An 18,523-nucleotide genomic window follows, 5' to 3' on the forward strand; every position below is an offset into this window, starting at 1 on the left:
TGAACAAGAAAAGACTTTCTTTTCTTTGGTCGGGGTGCAGGCTTTTTTTTGTATGCAGAGATATTTATAGCAGAGCTGAGTATGGAAGAGCGTAGAGGAGGTTACAGAAATTGAAGGAAATCATTAAAGTAGACGATGTGCATTTCAGATACCCTGATCAGAATACCTACGCCCTTGAAGGCATTAGTCTGTCGGTCAATCAAGGTGAATGGCTTGCGATTGTCGGACATAACGGTTCTGGTAAGTCGACTCTTGCCAAGATGTTGAATGGGCTTCATTTCCCTGAGAAGGGGAGCGTAACAGTGGATGGAATCGTGCTTTCGGAAGGATCTATATGGGACATCCGTTCAAAGCTGGGTATGGTTTTTCAGAATCCCGATAATCAGTTTGTTGGTGCTACAGTAGAAGATGATGTGGCTTTTGGGCTAGAAAACCATGGGGTACCGTATGAAACAATGGTACAGAGAGTCAATGATGCTTTAAAAAGTGTCCATATGGAAGATTTTCTTGATCAAGAGCCGCACCATTTGTCAGGTGGACAAAAGCAGCGTGTAGCGATCGCCGGGGTCGTGGCCCTTCAGCCATCGATCATCATCTTAGATGAAGCGACATCCATGCTTGATCCAAAAGGAAGGAAAGAAGTTCTTGAAACAGTGCGTAAGCTGAAAGAGGAAGAAAATTTAACGGTAATCTCCATCACCCATGATCTGGAAGAAGCGAGTAAAGCAGACCGAATGATTGTATTAAATCAAGGGAGTGTCTTTCAGGAAGGAGTCCCGGAAGATATATTTCTATTAGAGGACAAGTTAATCGGGCTGGGACTGGACTCCCCTTTTACGATTAAGCTTGCCGGAGCCCTTAAAGGAGCAGGGATTCCCCTGTCGAAAACCTATTTTACAGAAGAAGAGTTGGTGAATGAGTTATGCAAATCACATTTCAACAGGTAGAATACCGGTATTCATTCAACACTCCATTCGAAAAGCTTGCCCTACAAGATATCAATCTTTCCATCCCTGCAGGTCAGTTTCTCGCGGTGATCGGTCACACAGGTTCGGGAAAGTCAACACTCCTCCAGCATTTAAACGGACTGTTAAAGCCTACGGAGGGTCTTGTCCAGGTGGGAGAATACCAAGTAAAAGCGAAGCAAAAGGCAAAAAGTTTAAAGCCGGTGAGACAGAAGGTAGGCATCGTCTTTCAATTTCCCGAGCACCAGCTGTTTGAAGAAACCGTGCTCAAGGACATCTGTTACGGACCAATGAATTTTGGCGTACCTGAGGAAGAAGCAATACGAAGAGCGAAGGAACTGATCGTAAAGGTTGGGCTTTCAGAAGAAGTATTGCAAAAATCACCCTTTGATTTATCAGGCGGACAAATGAGACGGGTAGCCATTGCGGGTGTACTTGCTATGAATCCGGAGGTCATTGTTTTAGACGAACCTACGGCAGGGCTCGACCCAAGAGGTCAACGTGAGATCATGGATATGTTCTACACCCTTCATAAAGAAAAGGGACTGACGACCATTCTCGTGACCCATAGCATGGAAGACGCAGCTCATTACGCAGAAGAGATTGTGATTATGCAGAAGGGCCGCCTGAAGAAACAGGGAAGTCCTGAAGAGATTTTTTCTCAGGCAGATGAACTGTTTGAGATGGGATTGGACGTTCCCGACGTCGTCCGTTTTCAATATCAATTTGAACAGAAATCCGGGAAGAAGCTCCCGAAAACCTGCTTAACGATAGAGGAATTAGCTTCAGCCATCCGTTCAATACGAGACGGAGGTGAAGCACTATGATGGAGAAAATGATCTTTGGCCGTTATGTACCCGCTAAGTCCATTCTTCACCAGATGGATCCAAGGGCAAAGCTCTTATTTATCTTTGGGTTTATATGTGTCGTCTTTTTGGCGAATAATTTTGTTACGTATGCACTTCTCGGTCTTTTTACATTTAGCGCACTCATTCTTTCTAATCTTTCCTTGCGTTTTATTATTGGTGGATTGAAGCCTGTATTTTGGTTAATTTTATTTACATTCTTCTTGCATGTGTTTTTTACCAAGGAAGACCCTGTCATTCTGGATCTGGGGATATTGTCTGTTCATGAAGAGGGGTTAAGGCAGGGGATTTTTATTTCTTTACGATTCTTATACCTGATTCTCGTCACGTCTTTATTGACCCTGACGACTTCCCCTATCACGATTACAGACGGTCTTGAGACGCTTCTGAATCCATTAAAAAAAATAAAGTTTCCCGTCCATGAACTGGCTCTTATGATGTCGATTTCCTTACGGTTCATTCCTACTTTAATGGAGGAAACGGATAAAATCATGAAAGCCCAAATTGCGAGGGGGGCCGAGTTTTCTTCCGGTCCCGTGAAAGATCGGATCAAAGCCATCATTCCTTTACTGATCCCTCTCTTTGTGAGCGCCTTTAAACGTGCTGAGGATTTGGCGACAGCCATGGAAGCGAGAGGGTATCAAGGCGGAGAAGGCAGAACGAAATACCGGCTGTTATCCTGGCACAAGAAGGATACGGGAGCTTTAATTGTACTGGCCCTTCTCACAGTCGTATTAATTATTTTTAGAGGATAACGGGAGTGTCGAGTATGCAGAGAGTGAAGTGTACCATCGCGTACGATGGGACTTATTTTCATGGTTATCAGGTACAACCTAATCAGCGAACCGTCCAGGGACTCATCGAAGAGATTCTATCCACTATTCATAAAGGGGGAAGGATCCGGATCAGTGGGTCTGGGCGGACGGACGCCGGTGTCCATGCGAATGGGCAGGTTTTTCATTTTGATACACCTTTGTTCATCCCTGAAGAGAAATGGCCAGTGGTGCTGAACACCCGCTTACCGGATGAAGTAACCGTTAAAGAGGCCTCCTTTGTTCCAACGGACTTCCACTCAAGATTTTCCGTGAAACAGAAGGAATATCGCTACCGTGTTTATACGGGTCAATCGAGAAGCCCATTCAATCGTCACTTCGCCCTTCATTTTCCGTATGATCTTTCAGTGACGGTTATGGAACGTGCTTCACGTCATCTGATCGGGGAGCATGACTTCACGAGTTTTTGTTCAGCGAAAACCGAAGTAGAAGATAAAGTAAGAACCATTCACCGTATAGAAATTCAGGAGCATGAGGAAGAAATCATTTTTTCTTTTGTGGGCAATGGATTTCTGTATAATATGGTGAGGATATTGGTTGGTACCTTGTTAGAGGTAGGTTCTGGGAATATACCGGTAGAGGATATACCTGGAATACTGGAAGCGCGGGATCGTAACCGTGCAGGAAAGACAGCGCCGCCCCATGGATTGTACCTGTGGAAAGTGGAATATGATCCTGTTATGAAATAGGTTTATATAGATTTCATTAAAAAAATACTAAAACAACTAATCCTGGTGTAACATTCTCTTGACAATAGACTGGGAACAAGATAATATAGCATATGGTATGTTATTAACCCCACGATAAGCCCCGGAAACTTATTGTGATTAGAAAATAAATACTACGGATTCATTAAATAGGAGGTTAAATCATGCGTACAACGTATATGGCAAAAGCCAACGAAATCGATCGTAAATGGTTCGTTGTAGATGCTGAAGGCAAAACTCTAGGACGTTTAGCTAGTGAAGTTGCTTCTATTCTACGCGGAAAACACAAACCAACATTCACACCACATGTTGACACTGGTGATCATGTTATCATTCTTAATGCTTCAAAAATTGAACTGACTGGTAAAAAGTTAACGGACAAGATTTACTACCGTCACACTAATCACCCAGGTGGTTTAAAACAACGTACAGCATTAGAAATGCGTACAAATTACTCAGAGAAAATGTTAGAACTTACTATTAAAGGTATGCTTCCAAAAGGTTCTCTAGGTCGTCAAATGTTCAAGAAATTACATGTATATGCTGGAGCAGAGCATCCACATCAAGCACAACAACCTGAAGTTTACGAACTTCGTGGATAATTAATAAGAGGAGGTTATTATCTTGGCTCAAGTTCAATATTACGGAACTGGTCGTCGTAAGAGCTCAGTAGCTCGTGTACGCTTAGTACCAGGTAACGGAAACATTGTTATCAATGATCGTGAAGTAGAAGTTTATATCCCATTCGCAGCACTAAGAGAAGTAATTAAGCAACCACTAGTTGCAACTGAAACTCTTGGTAACTATGACGTTTTAGTAAACGTTAATGGTGGAGGCTATGCTGGTCAAGCTGGTGCGATCCGTCACGGAATCGCTCGTGCTTTACTACAAGCAGACCCTGAGTACCGCGGAACTCTAAAACGCGCTGGATTATTAACTCGTGACTCTCGTATGAAAGAGCGTAAAAAATACGGTCTTAAAGGTGCACGTCGCGCGCCACAATTCTCTAAGCGTTAATTATTATTTCAAACAAAAGCTCAACCGATTCTGTCGGCTGGGCTTTTTTTGCTTTCGAGGGACGGACCTCCAATTTCTCTTCAATTCGCTACCTGAATCCTGGAGGTCCGTCCCTCAAAAAATTGGTAACAGTTACTCGAATGAAGTGGTGTGTTAAGTAGGAAAATACGTTCAAAGGGGTGGATGATTTTTGAACGTTATTACAACTTTCAATACAAAGAGAAGAGAAAAACAAATTAAGACGGAAAGAACATTGCTGAAAGAGATTTCGATTAAAATGCTTCAGGAGAGTGTCAGAAAGCATTTTGGATATATAAAGGTTCAAGGCGGCGTATTTATGCAGCAGGGCTTTGATGAGGCATGCTTTGATGTGGCCATTGAAGCTTATCTACTCGGTGGAAAGCTCAGCAAGTTTGGTTATACGGGTGAACCCGCCGAGCTCGTTAAAAACCGGTGCGAAGAAGAATTAAAACACTTTATCGATACGCTTTATAATTTCTGGTTGTATTGGTCTGAGATGGGCGTTTCTAATCAAGTGGATGAATCCTTTTATTTCTGTTGTGAACACTTTGTGGAAACATGGTGGTCAGAAGGGTATGAAAAAGGAATCAAGCGTCACAAACTGCGCTTGAATTAATCATATCAGTTCTAAAAATCATTCTTGTCCCATATTTTTAGTAAAGACAACGGAGCTGTAAAGAGTTTTTCTCCGGGTTAATACTGGAAATAGGAGGACTGGAATGGTTCAGAAACTAAAGGTTATCGGGATAATTTCTGCACTGGCCATTTTATTATTCATTATTCAATATAAGATTTTAGACAAGGATACTTGGGATTCCTGGAACCTTCCTTTATCAGGTAAAATCATCTATATAGATCCCGGTCATGGCGGTCCGGATGGTGGAGCCGGTGATAAAGATGCCTTGGAAAAGGATATCGCATTAAATGTGTCTTTGATGATAAGGGATTACCTCCAGGAACAAGGTGCTCTCGTGGTCTTGACACGGGAAAAAGACGAGGATCTGGCTGATGAAGATACAAAGGGATACAGCCGCAGGAAAGTGGAGGATTTAAAGAAAAGACTTAGCTTGATCAATGAATCTGAAGCAGACTTATTTTTAAGTATCCATCTGAACTCCATTCCATCTGCTAAGTGGAGCGGTGCCCAAACATTCTATAATCCAAAGTATAAAGAAAATAAGGACCTTGCCAAAGCCATTCAAGGAGAGTTGACACGTAATTTAGAAAACACGACACGTGAAGCGAAAGGTCTTCAAAGTGTGTATATCCTAAAACATGCGAAAAAGTCAGGAGCCTTAGTGGAAATCGGATTTCTATCGAATCCAGGTGAGCGGGCCAATTTACTTAAAGAGGATTATCAGCAAAAGATAGCTGCCTCTGTGTATCAGGGAGTTCTCAACTACTTAACAATACCAAAAGATAAAGAAGAAGCTGACGAGGAATAATCTCTCAGCTTTTTTTAGTGAATGCTTTTATTATTCAACAAAAGCATTCAAAACCTTTTGATCATTCATTCAACTAAGAATATGTTATACTGAAAGAAGGTCGATTGAAAACGAATACATAGTAAAGGGTGGTTATTCATGTTAACTGAACAACAGACACGAGAACTTTTATTTGGATTAAAAGATCCTTTTTTAAATAAAACGTTAGAAGAAACAAACGGTATCGTAGAAATTTCAATTAAGGAAGAAAAGAAGCATGTAAGCGTGAAGATCGCCATTGCCAAGACAGGTACTGGTGAACAAATGCAATTCCAGCAAAAGATCGTACAAGTCCTAAAAGATAATGGAGCCGAATCTGTAGGGATCCGTTTCACGGAGCTTCCACAGGAAGAGCTTGAAAAGCACAGGGGTTCCGGTGGAGAAGGGACTGATTTATTATCACCTGCAAGCAAAACGACTTTTATCGCGATTGCGAGTGGAAAAGGCGGAGTTGGAAAGTCCACAGTTTCTGTTAACTTGGCTGTGTCCTTGGCCCGTCAAGGCAAAAAGGTAGGACTTGTTGATGCAGATATTTATGGATTTAGTGTTCCGGATATGATGGGAATAGTAAAGCGACCAGTCGTTCGAGGGGAAAGAATTATTCCAGTAGAACGTTTTGGCGTAAAAGTCATCTCTATGGGCTTCTTTGTAGAAGACAATGCTCCCGTCATTTGGAGAGGTCCTATGCTCGGGAAAATGCTTAACAATTTCTTCTCAGAAGTAGAATGGGGAGATCTGGACTATTTACTGCTGGACCTGCCGCCAGGGACAGGTGACGTTGCCCTTGATCTGCATACAATGCTTCCACATTGTAAGGAGATCATCGTAACGACGCCACATCCAACAGCAGCATTCGTAGCGGCTCGTGCAGGCGCCATGGCCCTGCAAACCGACCATGACATTCTTGGTGTGGTTGAGAACATGTCCTATTTCGAAAGTAAATTAACAGGCGAAAAGGAATTTGTGTTCGGTCAAGGTGGGGGAGAGAAGCTAACGGAAGAACTACGGACCGATTTATTGGGCAAACTTCCACTTCAACAGCCTGATTGGAACGAAGAGGACTTTGCTCCTTCCATCTACGCGGAAGACCACCGTTTAGGGCAAATCTATGGTGAAATCGCTCATAAAGTGATTGAAAAACTATCCTAATTAACTAATAAAAGGACAAATGCGTTTGAATCTCCACGCATTTGTCCTTTTTAAAAAATTATTGGCTTCCTCCGCCACCACTGCCGGAACCTCCAGAATCACCAGATCCGCCTTCTTCACCGCCGGAAGAAGACTCACCGCCACTCTTACCGCCTTCTTTCATTTCACCGGCAGCCTTCAGTAAAACATCCTGCATTTTAGCCTTAAACAGTGGGCTTTCAAATGTTTCAGTAATGACTTTTTGCAAATGTTCCCTATATTCTTGGCTTTTTAATGCTTCAGTCAGTTCCTTCTTGAATTCAGGGTCCTTTAACAGATCCATCATCATTTTTTGATACTCAGGATCCTTCATGAGGTCTTTGAGCAATTTTTCATTTCCATCCTTCATGCTTTTAGCCATCGCTTCGGCAAACTTAGGGTCTTCGAAGGATTTCTTCCAGAATTCAGTCCCTTTTTCGGACGTTAATGTCTTGGAGATCGTATCCGTCACAACCCCTTGGTCCATAATAAGCTCTGATTTCATTTTTTCATCAGACATGACTTCTTGAATGGCTTTTTTACCATCGTCGGTCTTTAATATATCTACAACCATTTTCTTGGTTTCTTCATAATCCATTTTGCCACTGCCTGTATCTCCACCACCGCCACAAGCGGATAGAAGAAGAATCGTCAGTAGAAAAAGAAAGGAATATCTTTTCATGGGTAGGCTCCTTCCATACAAATTCCCTTACCCTTAATATGAGAAATATCGAAAAAAATATGCACAGAGAAAACTGGAACCTGGATTTTTTAAACACGCGTTGGTACAATTAAAAGAGTGTATATTTTTTAATTTGGAGGAAAATAGAAGTGACCATCCGCAATTGGATTCGTTTTTTTATTCATACGTTAGTGATCGGAGGAGCTGTAACTGCCACCGCCGCACTTCTCATTAGATGGGATCAGTTCGGACCATACATTCAAGACGGAAACGTGATTGGCATATTATCAAGTCTACTTTGGTTTATTTTTGTAGGTTTCACATTTAGTGTAATCAGTCAGATGGGTTATTTCGCTTATTTAACCATCCATCAATTTGGGATGGGAATGTTTAAGAGCTTATGGAATCCTGTTCAAGTGGTTCTGATTGCCCTTGTCCTTTTTGATTTAATCTACTTCCGATTCAGGGCTTTTGCTGAGGAAGGCGAGTCGTATACGCCCTATGTTTTTCTGGGTGTAGGCATCCTGGTCGTTGGTTTAATCGTAGCTTATATGAAGAATCGTCAATCAGAATCCAAGACAAACACATTTGTGTCTGCCTTATTCTTTATGATTGTTGTAACGACACTGGAGTGGCTGCCGGTCCTATTGGTGAATTCCGTTAAATGGCTTTACCTTATGCTGCTGGCTTTATTGGCATGTAATGCATTCCAGCTTCTGCGTCTTCCTAAATATATTGAGAAGTCCCAATTGGAAAGGCAACGTAAGCAGCCAACTAAAAGTTAAACAAAAAGCCCGATGATGAAATCTCTTCATCATCGGGCTTTTGTTATTGAATGAGGGAAGACTTGGCTTCCCCGTTTGAAATCATGTCTGAAACTGTGATGAAGTTTCCTTTTCCTTTTAGTTCCTTCACGATGGTCGGTAAAGCGGACTTTGTTTGTTTAGCTGAATCCGATGCGTGAAGGAGGATGATGTCCCCTTTTTTGGCTTTCTTCACATTCTTTACAATCTCTTCCACGCCAGGATTCGTCCAATCTTTAGAGTCTACACTCCAGTGAACCACTGTAAGCCCAAGGGAGTCGGCTACCTTTAATGTTTCTTTATCAAAGTGACCCGTTGGCACGCGTAATAACTTCACATCTTTTACATTCAGCTTTTTAAAAACGGTATCGGCTTTTAAAATGTCCTGCTTGATCTTATTTGGTTCCATATCCGTATAATCGGAATAGGCATAGCCGAGATTTCCGATTTCATATCCTTGCTTCACAATTTGCTCCACTAAATCAGGGTGTCTCTCCGCCCAGGCTCCGGAAAGAAAGAAGGTAGCGGACCCGACATTCATCTTCTTTAATTCTTCAAGGATGGGACCTGCTTTCTCATCTCCCCAGCCAATATTGAATGTAATCGCGACTCCTTTTTCCCCTTTGTAGATCGCTTTCGGTCCATCCTTCGTACTAAAAACAGAAAGAGTCGAAAGGTTACTGCTATATACAAACAAGGCAGTAAAAAATGAAATCACGATAATCAGACTGAGTTGCTTTAACTTCTTAGCATTAATTGTGTGAAACGTATTCAATCGTTCATCCCTCCGTTCAACCGTCTATCTCTACTAAAGATATGCATGTCCCCGGAAAAAATATCTATCTTATAAAAAAATGATTATAAATTTCTTTTAATGGAAAAAACTACAAATACAAACATTAAGGGGTGACATACTTGCTGGGGTTAATGATTAATGACAGAGAGAAACAAGAAATAGAATATTTGTTAAAAAGAGAAATGGATGAAATACTGTTCGATCTAAAAGATTCTCGAATTGATCATATCGTTAAGAGAGCAATGGATGAACGGTACAAAATCTTATTCTCACTCTTTAAAAGGTTTGCCAGTCAAAAGGAATGTTTAAAATATATGAAGACGGCAGCGAAGAAAGAAACATATTAATGAAAATCAGCTTCCGCTTATATCCGAGTGGGAGCTTTACTATTTACTAATGAATTCAGGTAATGTATGCCTGAAAGGTGGAGGGGTGTAAAATAGTTAATGTGGTTGAAATGTTTTTTTAAAAAAGTTCATAAAATGTATTGACCGCCCCGAAAAATCTTGGTATATTAATAAGCGTCGCTGAAACGCAATGAATTATTTAGAAGAAACACCAATAAATAATTTTAAAAAAACAGTTGACATCACACGGTTGTGTGTGATAAATTAATAAAGTCGCTCCAAACAAGAGCGGTGTGCATTGAACCTTGAAAACTGAACAAAACAAGACAATACGTCAACGTTAATTCTAGATTTATTTTTAAAGAGCTATTCAAACTTTTATCGGAGAGTTTGATCCTGGCTCAGGACGAACGCTGGCGGCGTGCCTAATACATGCAAGTCGAGCGGACTGATGGGAGCTTGCTCCCATCAGTCAGCGGCGGACGGGTGAGTAACACGTGGGTAACCTGCCTGTAAGACTGGGATAACTCCGGGAAACCGGGGCTAATACCGGATAACTCATTTCCTCGCATGAGGAAATGTTGAAAGATGGCTTCTTGCTATCACTTACAGATGGACCCGCGGCGCATTAGCTAGTTGGTGAGGTAACGGCTCACCAAGGCGACGATGCGTAGCCGACCTGAGAGGGTGATCGGCCACACTGGGACTGAGACACGGCCCAGACTCCTACGGGAGGCAGCAGTAGGGAATCTTCCGCAATGGACGAAAGTCTGACGGAGCAACGCCGCGTGAGTGATGAAGGTTTTCGGATCGTAAAACTCTGTTGTTAGGGAAGAACAAGTACCGTTCGAATAGGGCGGTACCTTGACGGTACCTAACCAGAAAGCCACGGCTAACTACGTGCCAGCAGCCGCGGTAATACGTAGGTGGCAAGCGTTGTCCGGAATTATTGGGCGTAAAGCGCGCGCAGGTGGTTTCTTAAGTCTGATGTGAAAGCCCACGGCTCAACCGTGGAGGGTCATTGGAAACTGGGGAACTTGAGTGCAGAAGAGGAAAGTGGAATTCCAAGTGTAGCGGTGAAATGCGTAGATATTTGGAGGAACACCAGTGGCGAAGGCGACTTTCTGGTCTGTAACTGACACTGAGGCGCGAAAGCGTGGGGAGCAAACAGGATTAGATACCCTGGTAGTCCACGCCGTAAACGATGAGTGCTAAGTGTTAGAGGGTTTCCGCCCTTTAGTGCTGCAGCTAACGCATTAAGCACTCCGCCTGGGGAGTACGGTCGCAAGACTGAAACTCAAAGGAATTGACGGGGGCCCGCACAAGCGGTGGAGCATGTGGTTTAATTCGAAGCAACGCGAAGAACCTTACCAGGTCTTGACATCCTCTGACAACCCTAGAGATAGGGCTTTCCCCTTCGGGGGACAGAGTGACAGGTGGTGCATGGTTGTCGTCAGCTCGTGTCGTGAGATGTTGGGTTAAGTCCCGCAACGAGCGCAACCCTTGATCTTAGTTGCCAGCATTCAGTTGGGCACTCTAAGATGACTGCCGGTGACAAACCGGAGGAAGGTGGGGATGACGTCAAATCATCATGCCCCTTATGACCTGGGCTACACACGTGCTACAATGGACGGTACAAAGGGCAGCAAGACCGCGAGGTTTAGCCAATCCCATAAAACCGTTCTCAGTTCGGATTGTAGGCTGCAACTCGCCTACATGAAGCTGGAATCGCTAGTAATCGCGGATCAGCATGCCGCGGTGAATACGTTCCCGGGCCTTGTACACACCGCCCGTCACACCACGAGAGTTTGTAACACCCGAAGTCGGTGAGGTAACCTTTTGGAGCCAGCCGCCTAAGGTGGGACAGATGATTGGGGTGAAGTCGTAACAAGGTAGCCGTATCGGAAGGTGCGGCTGGATCACCTCCTTTCTAAGGAAGATTTACTAATACGTTTGACACGTCGAAGTTTTGTTCAGTTTTGATGGTTTAATTACTATCAAAACTTTTTGTCTCTTACGAGACGAAAATGGATTTGTTCTTTGAAAACTAGATAAAGATAAATTGATAGTCAAGAAATTACCGAGTATCGCCATTTTAGGTTTTAAACCTGATGTAACAACCAATTCGGTTAAGTTATGAAGGGCGCACGGTGGATGCCTTGGCACTAGGAGCCGACGAAGGACGGGACTAACACCGATATGCTTTGGGGAGCTGTAAGTGAGCTTTGATCCAGAGATTTCCGAATGGGGGAACCCATTGTTCGTAATGGAACAATATCCTTACTTGAATACATAGAGTATGGAAGGCAGACCCAGGGAACTGAAACATCTAAGTACCTGGAGGAAGAGAAAGCAATTGCGATTCCCTGAGTAGCGGCGAGCGAAACGGGATGTAGCCCAAACCAAGAGGCTTGCCTCTTGGGGTTGTAGGACACTCTATACGGAGTTACAAAGGAATGAAGTAGACGAAGAAGTCTGGAAAGGCTCGTCAAAGAAGGTAACAACCCTGTAGTTGAAACTTCATTCCCTCTTGAGTGGATCCTGAGTACGGCGGGACACGTGAAATCCCGTCGGAAGCTGGGAGGACCATCTCCCAAGGCTAAATACTCCCTAGTGACCGATAGTGAACCAGTACCGTGAGGGAAAGGTGAAAAGCACCCCGGAAGGGGAGTGAAATAGAACCTGAAACCGTGTGCCTACAAGTAGTCAGAGCCCGTTAACGGGTGATGGCGTGCCTTTTGTAGAATGAACCGGCGAGTTACGATCCCATGCAAGGTTAAGTCGATGAGACGGAGCCGCAGCGAAAGCGAGTCTGAATAGGGCGAATGAGTATGTGGTCGTAGACCCGAAACCAGGTGATCTACCCATGTCCAGGATGAAGTTCAGGTAACACTGAATGGAGGTCCGAACCCACGCACGTTGAAAAGTGCGGGGATGAGGTGTGGGTAGCGGAGAAATTCCAATCGAACTTGGAGATAGCTGGTTCTCTCCGAAATAGCTTTAGGGCTAGCCTCATGTGTAAGAGTCTTGGAGGTAGAGCACTGTTTGGACTAGGGGCCCTCATCGGGTTACCGAATTCAGACAAACTCCGAATGCCAAAGACTTATCCATGGGAGTCAGACTGCGAGTGATAAGATCCGTAGTCGAAAGGGAAACAGCCCAGACCACCAGCTAAGGTCCCAAAGTATACGTTAAGTGGAAAAGGATGTGGAGTTGCTTAGACAACCAGGATGTTGGCTTAGAAGCAGCCACCATTTAAAGAGTGCGTAATAGCTCACTGGTCGAGTGACTCTGCGCCGAAAATGTACCGGGGCTAAACGTATCACCGAAGCTGTGGATTGATACCTCTAGGTGTCAGTGGTAGGAGAGCGTTCTAAGGACTGCGAAGCTAGACCGTAAGGACTGGTGGAGTGCTTAGAAGTGAGAATGCCGGTATGAGTAGCGAAAGATGGGTGAGAATCCCATCCACCGAATGCCTAAGGTTTCCTGAGGAAGGCTCGTCCGCTCAGGGTTAGTCGGGACCTAAGTCGAGGCCGATAGGCGTAGACGATGGACAACAGGTTGATATTCCTGTACCACCTCTTTTCCGTTTGAGCAATGGGGGGACGCAGGAGGATAGGGTAAGCGCACTGCTGGATATGTGCGTCTAAGCAGTTAGGCTGATGATGAGGCAAATCCCATCATCGTGAAGGCTGAGCTGTGATAGCGAGCGAATTATAGTAGCGAAGTTCCTGATTCCACACTGCCAAGAAAAGCCTCTAGCGAGGAAAAAGGTGCCCGTACCGCAAACCGACACAGGTAGGCGAGGAGAGAATCCTAAGGTGAGCGAGAGAACTCTCGTTAAGGAACTCGGCAAAATGACCCCGTAACTTCGGGAGAAGGGGTGCTCTGGTAGGGTGCAAGCCCGAGAGAGCCGCAGTGAATAGGCCCAGGCGACTGTTTAGCAAAAACACAGGTCTCTGCGAAGCCGTAAGGCGAAGTATAGGGGCTGACGCCTGCCCGGTGCTGGAAGGTTAAGAGGAGTGCTTAGCGCAAGCGAAGGTGCGAATCGAAGCCCCAGTAAACGGCGGCCGTAACTATAACGGTCCTAAGGTAGCGAAATTCCTTGTCGGGTAAGTTCCGACCCGCACGAAAGGCGTAACGATCTGGGCACTGTCTCAACGAGAGACTCGGTGAAATTATAGTACCTGTGAAGATGCAGGTTACCCGCGACAGGACGGAAAGACCCCGTGGAGCTTTACTGTAGCCTGATATTGAATTTTGGTACAGCTTGTACAGGATAGGTAGGAGCCTTGGAAGCCGGAGCGCCAGCTTCGGTGGAGGCATCGGTGGGATACTACCCTGGCTGTATTGAAATTCTAACCCGCGCCCCTTATCGGGGTGGGAGACAGTGTCAGGTGGGCAGTTTGACTGGGGCGGTCGCCTCCTAAAGAGTAACGGAGGCGCCCAAAGGTTCCCTCAGAATGGTTGGAAATCATTCGCAGAGTGTAAAGGCACAAGGGAGCTTGACTGCGAGACCTACAAGTCGAGCAGGGACGAAAGTCGGGCTTAGTGATCCGGTGGTTCCGCATGGAAGGGCCATCGCTCAACGGATAAAAGCTACCCCGGGGATAACAGGCTTATCTCCCCCAAGAGTCCACATCGACGGGGAGGTTTGGCACCTCGATGTCGGCTCATCGCATCCTGGGGCTGTAGTCGGTCCCAAGGGTTGGGCTGTTCGCCCATTAAAGCGGTACGCGAGCTGGGTTCAGAACGTCGTGAGACAGTTCGGTCCCTATCCGTCGTGGGCGCAGGAAATTTGAGAGGAGCTGTCCTTAGTACGAGAGGACCGGGATGGACGCACCGCTGGTGTACCAGTTGTCTTGCCAAAGGCATCGCTGGGTAGCTATGTGCGGAAGGGATAAGTGCTGAAAGCATCTAAGCATGAAGCCCCCCTCGAGATGAGATTTCCCATCACGTAAGTGAGTAAGATCCCTAGAAGATGACTAGGTAGATAGGTCAGAGATGGAAGCATGGCGACATGTGGAGTTGACTGATACTAATCGATCGAGGACTTAACCACAAAGAGTCATTTTTAAATGAACAACATTGGCTGATATTCGGCTTTCTTGACATCAATTCTTTATCTAGTTTTCAGGGAATAAATTTTAATTTACCCCTTGAAAAACACTGAAAATATTATATAATAGTATTTGTCATTGTAAGCAATTCGTCTGGTGATAATGGCGAAGAGGTCACACCCGTTCCCATGCCGAACACGGAAGTTAAGCTCTTCAGCGCCGATGGTAGTTGGGGGATCTCCCCCTGTGAGAGTAGGACATCGCCAGGCTATATTATTCCGCAGTAGCTCAGTGGTAGAGCTATCGGCTGTTAACCGATCGGTCGCAAGTTCGAATCTTGCCTGCGGAGCCATTGCTTCCATAGCTCAGCAGGTAGAGTGCTTCCATGGTAAGGAAGAGGTCACCGGTTCGAGCCCGGTTGGAAGCTTTTATATTTTTATTTGAATGGCCCATTGGTCAAGCGGTTAAGACACCGCCCTTTCACGGCGGTAACACGGGTTCGAATCCCGTATGGGTCACCAATTTTTTTAACTTACCATTACATATTGGAGGATTAGCTCAGCTGGGAGAGCATCTGCCTTACAAGCAGAGGGTCGGCGGTTCGATCCCGTCATCCTCCACCAAAGATTTTTGCGCTAGCAAAATATCTTTCCTTTAATTGCTACCATGAATTAAATATGCCGGTGTAGCTCAACTGGTAGAGCAACTGACTTGTAATCAGTAGGTTGGGGGTTCAAGTCCTCTTGCCGGCACCATGTTTTTTTAGCTGGAGGGGTAGCGAAGTGGCTAAACGCGGCGGACTGTAAATCCGCTCCTTCGGGTTCGGCAGTTCGAATCTGCCCCCCTCCACCATTTTGTATATTTAAGTGTAAAATGGACATCCTATAAATGTCCCTTTTTTATGCCATTAGAGTAATTATTGGGCTATAGCCAAGCGGTAAGGCATCGCACTTTGACTGCGACATGCGTTGGTTCGAATCCAGCTAGCCCAGCCATTACGAGCCATTAGCTCAGTTGGTAGAGCATCTGACTTTTAATCAGAGGGTCGAAGGTTCGAGTCCTTCATGGCTCATCACACATTTTCTCACATCGCATGGTGTGAGAATTTCTCTATAATCTTAATCGCATGATGGGGCCTTAGCTCAGCTGGGAGAGCGCCTGCTTTGCACGCAGGAGGTCAGCGGTTCGATCCCGCTAGGCTCCACCAAGATTTTTGTAAAAAGCAAAATATCTTTCCGTTTACGAAACGTGAGCGAAGTGAACTAACCATACATACGACATGATTAAACCTTGAATCTTTTAGGAGATTTGAGGTTTTTTTGTATGTGAAGATAGAATGGGTATTAAATGCTACTATTTAGGCGTCAGTTTAAAGGATTGCGTAATTTATTATCGACTTTCCCGTATATATTATCGACTTTTAAAAAACTTCACTATATTTATTATCAACTCTAAATCCTTTGCCACAACTAGAAGATCTGAATTTTACTTTTTCAGAATTTCTTAAGAAAATCAATGCTCAACCTCTAATTTCTCCCAACTGTTCCAAGGATATTTTCAAGTTTCCTACACTTATTTTCAAATTTCAGATTTTATTTTAAATTCTGGGCCATTTATTTTCAAATTCCAATTTTTATTTTCAAATCGCACTTTACCCCGGACCACGAATCAATATCAATTTCCCCCCTGGCATCCTCGTCCAAAAAACGTCTACATAATCTTACACCATTCCACCTTAAATACCTCTACACGCGCATATATATACACAATCCTGTCCAGTTGAACCATGGCTTATAGTATGGATAAAATAGAGGAGTAAATAAATTTCGAATTGGGGGAATTTTTCATGAAGAAAAATATTTCTATTATTGGTGTACCGATGGATTTAGGTCAAATGCGCAGAGGCGTGGATATGGGGCCGAGTGCGATTCGTTACGCCGGAATCGTTGAGCGTCTTGAAAACCTTGGGTATGAGATTAAGGACTTAGGGGATATCGAGATTGGCCAGGCAGAGCGTGTACATAATAATCCTGATACGAACCTGCGTAACTTGAAAGCGGTTGCTGAAGCCAGTGAGACGTTGGCTGGTAAGGTGAATGATGTTATAGGGAGTGGAGATTTCCCATTGATCTTTGGTGGAGACCACAGTATTGCGATCGGAACATTGGCTGGTGTTTCTCCTCACTATGAGAATTTAGGTGTGATTTGGTATGACGCACATGGTGATTTGAATACAGGGGATACGTCTCCGTCAGGTAATATTCATGGCATGCCTCTTGCGGTGAGCTTGGGTATCGGCCATGAAGATTTGACAAGTATCGGGCAGAACTCACCAAAGATTAAGCCTGAAAACATTGTCATTATTGGAGCTCGTTCTTTAGATGAAGGAGAAAGAGAGTTAATTAAAGAAAAAGGCATTAAAGTATATACGATGCATGAAATCGATCGCCTTGGTATGACGAAGGTAATGGAAGAGTCCATTGATTACTTGAAGAGTAAGACGGATGGCGTTCATTTGTCTCTTGATTTAGATGGATTGGATCCTAGCGATGCTCCTGGGGTAGGGACTCCTGTTCTTGGGGGGATAAGCTACCGTGAGAGTCATTTAGCAATGGAGATGCTACAAGAAGCAGGAATTATTACATCTGCGGAATTTGTAGAAGTTAATCCTATTCTGGATGAAAAGAATAAAACGGCTACTGTAGCTGTAGCGTTGATGGGATCCCTGCTTGGAGAGAAATTACTATAATCCAATCTGTGCTCGCAATGCTTCCCATATTAAGGACGACAGAATATTCTAAGGTTGTCCGGGGTGACTTGTGAGAGTGAATAAAAAAAGGCTGAGAACCCTTCAAGGTTCTCAGCCTTCATCTATTTCTCTTCAATGGTGTTTGACCACTTGGTATTGATTTAATAGATCGTCAAGACGAGTACTCAAATCAACAACTTGCTCATCGGCAAAGGAAGACTTTAATGCAAGCTCGACCATTTGGCGACGGCAGTCTTCAATTTGAAATAATAACTCATTCATTCTTCCCCTCATTTCGAGATCCTCCTACATATAGAAATAATTAGTTCCTTTATACCCTTTTTCTAATAATTGTAAACATTTTTCCTGGAAAATTTGTTAGGATAGTAATATAAAAAATTTGAAACCTTTTGATAGGGTGTTACGTATATAAATATAGCCGCATAGAGCGGAGGTTGTGAAATGGAAGCATTAGTGAAAAAGCGGATAAAACAAGTGTTGAAAGGTGATCAGAACGCATTTGCAGAATTAGTCGAGCTTTATAAGGATAAAGTGTTTCAAATTTGCTACCGTATGCTTGGTAATCGTCATGAGGCAGAGGATATTGCTCAAGAGGCTTTTATCAGGGCATATGTAAATATTGAAACCTTTAATCAAAAGAGAAAGTTTTCTACTTGGCTCTTTCGGATAGCGACGAATCTATGTATCGACCGGATCCGGAAGAAGAAGCCGGATTATTTCTTAGATGCAGAGGTAGCAGGGACTGAGGGTCTGACGATGTATTCACAGGTGGCAGCGGATGTTCAGCTTCCGGAAGATGAAGTGGAGAATATGGAGCTGCAGGAAACCATTCAGAAGGAAATTTCCAAGTTACCTGAGAAATATCGATCGGTCATTGTTTTAAAATATATTGAAGAGCTTCCTCTTCAAGAAATCAGTGAGATATTGGATCTACCCCTGGGAACGGTTAAAACAAGAGTACATAGAGGGCGGGAAGCTCTCCGTAAACAATTAAGATCACTGTAG

16 protein-coding genes, 9 tRNA genes and 3 rRNA genes are annotated in these 18,523 nt (G+C 44.1%); 25 read left to right on the forward strand and 3 right to left on the reverse strand.

Annotated elements, in window-relative coordinates; all coding sequences use genetic code 11:
- Positions 1–110 precede the first annotated feature (110 nt).
- The 9 genes from ACCB35_RS00880 to ACCB35_RS00920 all read left to right on the forward strand — a co-directional run bounded on the left by ACCB35_RS00880 (position 111) and on the right by ACCB35_RS00920 (position 7,042).
- Positions 111–947: an energy-coupling factor ABC transporter ATP-binding protein gene (locus ACCB35_RS00880; protein WP_374055399.1), complete on the forward strand. Its 837-nt coding sequence runs from the start codon at positions 111–113 to the stop codon at positions 945–947.
- Positions 923–1,792 carry an energy-coupling factor ABC transporter ATP-binding protein gene (locus ACCB35_RS00885; protein ID WP_374055400.1) on the forward strand — a complete coding sequence of 290 codons (870 nt, stop codon included), beginning with the start codon at positions 923–925 and terminating at the stop codon, positions 1,790–1,792. The genes ACCB35_RS00880 and ACCB35_RS00885 overlap by 25 nt, the downstream gene beginning before the upstream one ends.
- On the forward strand, positions 1,789–2,586 hold the full coding sequence (locus ACCB35_RS00890; RefSeq protein ID WP_374055401.1) for an energy-coupling factor transporter transmembrane protein EcfT: 798 nt from the start codon (positions 1,789–1,791) through the stop codon (positions 2,584–2,586). Before ACCB35_RS00885 ends, ACCB35_RS00890 begins: the two co-directional genes overlap by 4 nt.
- A gap of 14 nt (positions 2,587–2,600) precedes the next feature.
- Positions 2,601–3,353: a tRNA pseudouridine(38-40) synthase TruA gene (gene truA / locus ACCB35_RS00895; protein ID WP_374055402.1), complete on the forward strand. Its 753-nt coding sequence runs from the start codon at positions 2,601–2,603 to the stop codon at positions 3,351–3,353.
- Positions 3,354–3,535: 182 nt separating this feature from the next.
- Entirely contained in the window at positions 3,536–3,973 is a 438-nt protein-coding gene (gene rplM, locus ACCB35_RS00900; protein ID WP_044340542.1) for a 50S ribosomal protein L13, read from the forward strand.
- A 22-nt stretch (positions 3,974–3,995) separates the two neighbouring features.
- Positions 3,996–4,388 carry a 30S ribosomal protein S9 gene (gene rpsI, locus ACCB35_RS00905; RefSeq protein ID WP_034765933.1) on the forward strand — a complete coding sequence of 131 codons (393 nt, stop codon included), beginning with the start codon at positions 3,996–3,998 and terminating at the stop codon, positions 4,386–4,388.
- Between the two features lie 190 nt (positions 4,389–4,578).
- Positions 4,579–5,025: a DUF2521 family protein gene (locus tag ACCB35_RS00910; protein ID WP_374055403.1), complete on the forward strand. Its 447-nt coding sequence runs from the start codon at positions 4,579–4,581 to the stop codon at positions 5,023–5,025.
- Positions 5,026–5,128: 103 nt separating this feature from the next.
- Positions 5,129–5,854: an N-acetylmuramoyl-L-alanine amidase CwlD gene (gene cwlD / locus ACCB35_RS00915; RefSeq protein ID WP_374055404.1), complete on the forward strand. Its 726-nt coding sequence runs from the start codon at positions 5,129–5,131 to the stop codon at positions 5,852–5,854.
- A 138-nt stretch (positions 5,855–5,992) separates the two neighbouring features.
- Positions 5,993–7,042, forward strand: a complete 1,050-nt coding sequence (locus ACCB35_RS00920) for a P-loop NTPase (RefSeq protein ID WP_374055405.1) — start codon at positions 5,993–5,995, stop codon at positions 7,040–7,042.
- A 58-nt stretch (positions 7,043–7,100) separates the two neighbouring features.
- On the opposite strand, the gene gerD is transcribed toward ACCB35_RS00920, so the two are convergent.
- Positions 7,101–7,742: a spore germination lipoprotein GerD gene (gene gerD / locus ACCB35_RS00925; RefSeq protein ID WP_044340546.1), complete on the reverse strand. Its 642-nt coding sequence runs from the start codon at positions 7,740–7,742 to the stop codon at positions 7,101–7,103.
- A 149-nt stretch (positions 7,743–7,891) separates the two neighbouring features.
- Between gerD and ACCB35_RS00930 the strand changes: the two genes are divergently transcribed.
- The gene (locus tag ACCB35_RS00930; protein ID WP_374055406.1) at positions 7,892–8,527 is read left to right on the forward strand and encodes a KinB-signaling pathway activation protein; all 636 of its coding nucleotides are present in this window, start codon (positions 7,892–7,894) and stop codon (positions 8,525–8,527) included.
- Positions 8,528–8,570: 43 nt separating this feature from the next.
- Here ACCB35_RS00930 and pdaB read toward each other — a convergent pair whose 3' ends face one another.
- Positions 8,571–9,320 (reverse strand): polysaccharide deacetylase family sporulation protein PdaB, encoded by a 750-nt coding sequence (gene pdaB / locus ACCB35_RS00935; protein ID WP_374055407.1) that lies wholly within the window; start codon positions 9,318–9,320, stop codon positions 8,571–8,573.
- Between the two features lie 140 nt (positions 9,321–9,460).
- Between pdaB and ACCB35_RS00940 the strand changes: the two genes are divergently transcribed.
- The 14 genes from ACCB35_RS00940 (at position 9,461) to rocF (ending at position 17,497) form a co-directional block, all read left to right on the forward strand.
- The gene (locus ACCB35_RS00940) at positions 9,461–9,688 is read left to right on the forward strand and encodes a hypothetical protein (protein WP_044340549.1); all 228 of its coding nucleotides are present in this window, start codon (positions 9,461–9,463) and stop codon (positions 9,686–9,688) included.
- A 378-nt stretch (positions 9,689–10,066) separates the two neighbouring features.
- Positions 10,067–11,618, forward strand: a 16S ribosomal RNA gene (locus tag ACCB35_RS00945).
- A gap of 197 nt (positions 11,619–11,815) precedes the next feature.
- Positions 11,816–14,750 (forward strand): 23S ribosomal RNA (locus tag ACCB35_RS00950).
- Positions 14,751–14,900: 150 nt separating this feature from the next.
- A 5S ribosomal RNA gene (gene rrf / locus ACCB35_RS00955) occupies positions 14,901–15,017 on the forward strand.
- The 16S, 23S and 5S rRNA genes sit together here with 9 tRNA genes alongside, the layout of an rRNA operon.
- An 8-nt stretch (positions 15,018–15,025) precedes the next feature.
- A tRNA-Asn gene (locus ACCB35_RS00960) sits at positions 15,026–15,100 on the forward strand.
- Between the two features lie 2 nt (positions 15,101–15,102).
- Positions 15,103–15,175 (forward strand) — tRNA-Thr (locus tag ACCB35_RS00965).
- 19 nt (positions 15,176–15,194) lie between these two features.
- Positions 15,195–15,269: transfer RNA gene (locus ACCB35_RS00970), tRNA-Glu, on the forward strand.
- Between the two features lie 26 nt (positions 15,270–15,295).
- Positions 15,296–15,371 (forward strand) — tRNA-Val (locus ACCB35_RS00975).
- 56 nt (positions 15,372–15,427) lie between these two features.
- A tRNA-Thr gene (locus ACCB35_RS00980) sits at positions 15,428–15,503 on the forward strand.
- Positions 15,504–15,516: 13 nt separating this feature from the next.
- Positions 15,517–15,600: transfer RNA gene (locus ACCB35_RS00985), tRNA-Tyr, on the forward strand.
- 68 nt (positions 15,601–15,668) lie between these two features.
- Positions 15,669–15,743, forward strand: a tRNA-Gln gene (locus ACCB35_RS00990).
- A 4-nt stretch (positions 15,744–15,747) separates the two neighbouring features.
- Positions 15,748–15,820 (forward strand) — tRNA-Lys (locus ACCB35_RS00995).
- Between the two features lie 59 nt (positions 15,821–15,879).
- Positions 15,880–15,955, forward strand: a tRNA-Ala gene (locus ACCB35_RS01000).
- 639 nt (positions 15,956–16,594) lie between these two features.
- Positions 16,595–17,497: an arginase gene (gene rocF / locus ACCB35_RS01005; protein ID WP_044340372.1), complete on the forward strand. Its 903-nt coding sequence runs from the start codon at positions 16,595–16,597 to the stop codon at positions 17,495–17,497.
- A gap of 132 nt (positions 17,498–17,629) precedes the next feature.
- Here the strand turns inward: rocF and ACCB35_RS01010 are convergent, their stop codons facing one another.
- Entirely contained in the window at positions 17,630–17,791 is a 162-nt protein-coding gene (locus ACCB35_RS01010) for an aspartyl-phosphate phosphatase Spo0E family protein (protein WP_082051360.1), read from the reverse strand.
- Between the two features lie 168 nt (positions 17,792–17,959).
- Between ACCB35_RS01010 and sigW the strand changes: the two genes are divergently transcribed.
- Complete coding sequence (sigW, locus tag ACCB35_RS01015; RefSeq protein ID WP_044340373.1) at positions 17,960–18,523, forward strand: RNA polymerase sigma factor SigW; 564 nt, start codon at positions 17,960–17,962, stop codon at positions 18,521–18,523.

This window comes from Rossellomorea sp. FM04394 (genome assembly GCF_041889765.1).
GTDB lineage: Bacteria > Bacillota > Bacilli > Bacillales > Bacillaceae_B > Rossellomorea > Rossellomorea aquimaris_B.

Bases quoted from the DNA above. Each gene is read 5' to 3' on its own strand.
- ACCB35_RS01010 (WP_082051360.1), bottom strand. From the start codon at position 17,791: ATGAGGGGAAGAATGAATGAGTTATTATTTCAAATTGAAGACTGCCGT.
- rocF (WP_044340372.1), top strand. From the start codon at position 16,595: ATGAAGAAAAATATTTCTATTATTGGTGTACCGATGGATTTAGGTCAA.
- sigW (WP_044340373.1), top strand. From the start codon at position 17,960: ATGGAAGCATTAGTGAAAAAGCGGATAAAACAAGTGTTGAAAGGTGAT.
- truA (WP_374055402.1), top strand. From the start codon at position 2,601: ATGCAGAGAGTGAAGTGTACCATCGCGTACGATGGGACTTATTTTCAT.
- rplM (WP_044340542.1), top strand. From the start codon at position 3,536: ATGCGTACAACGTATATGGCAAAAGCCAACGAAATCGATCGTAAATGG.
- cwlD (WP_374055404.1), top strand. From the start codon at position 5,129: ATGGTTCAGAAACTAAAGGTTATCGGGATAATTTCTGCACTGGCCATT.
- ACCB35_RS00920 (WP_374055405.1), top strand. From the start codon at position 5,993: ATGTTAACTGAACAACAGACACGAGAACTTTTATTTGGATTAAAAGAT.
- gerD (WP_044340546.1), bottom strand. From the start codon at position 7,742: ATGAAAAGATATTCCTTTCTTTTTCTACTGACGATTCTTCTTCTATCC.
- ACCB35_RS00885 (WP_374055400.1), top strand. From the start codon at position 923: ATGCAAATCACATTTCAACAGGTAGAATACCGGTATTCATTCAACACT.
- ACCB35_RS00890 (WP_374055401.1), top strand. From the start codon at position 1,789: ATGATGGAGAAAATGATCTTTGGCCGTTATGTACCCGCTAAGTCCATT.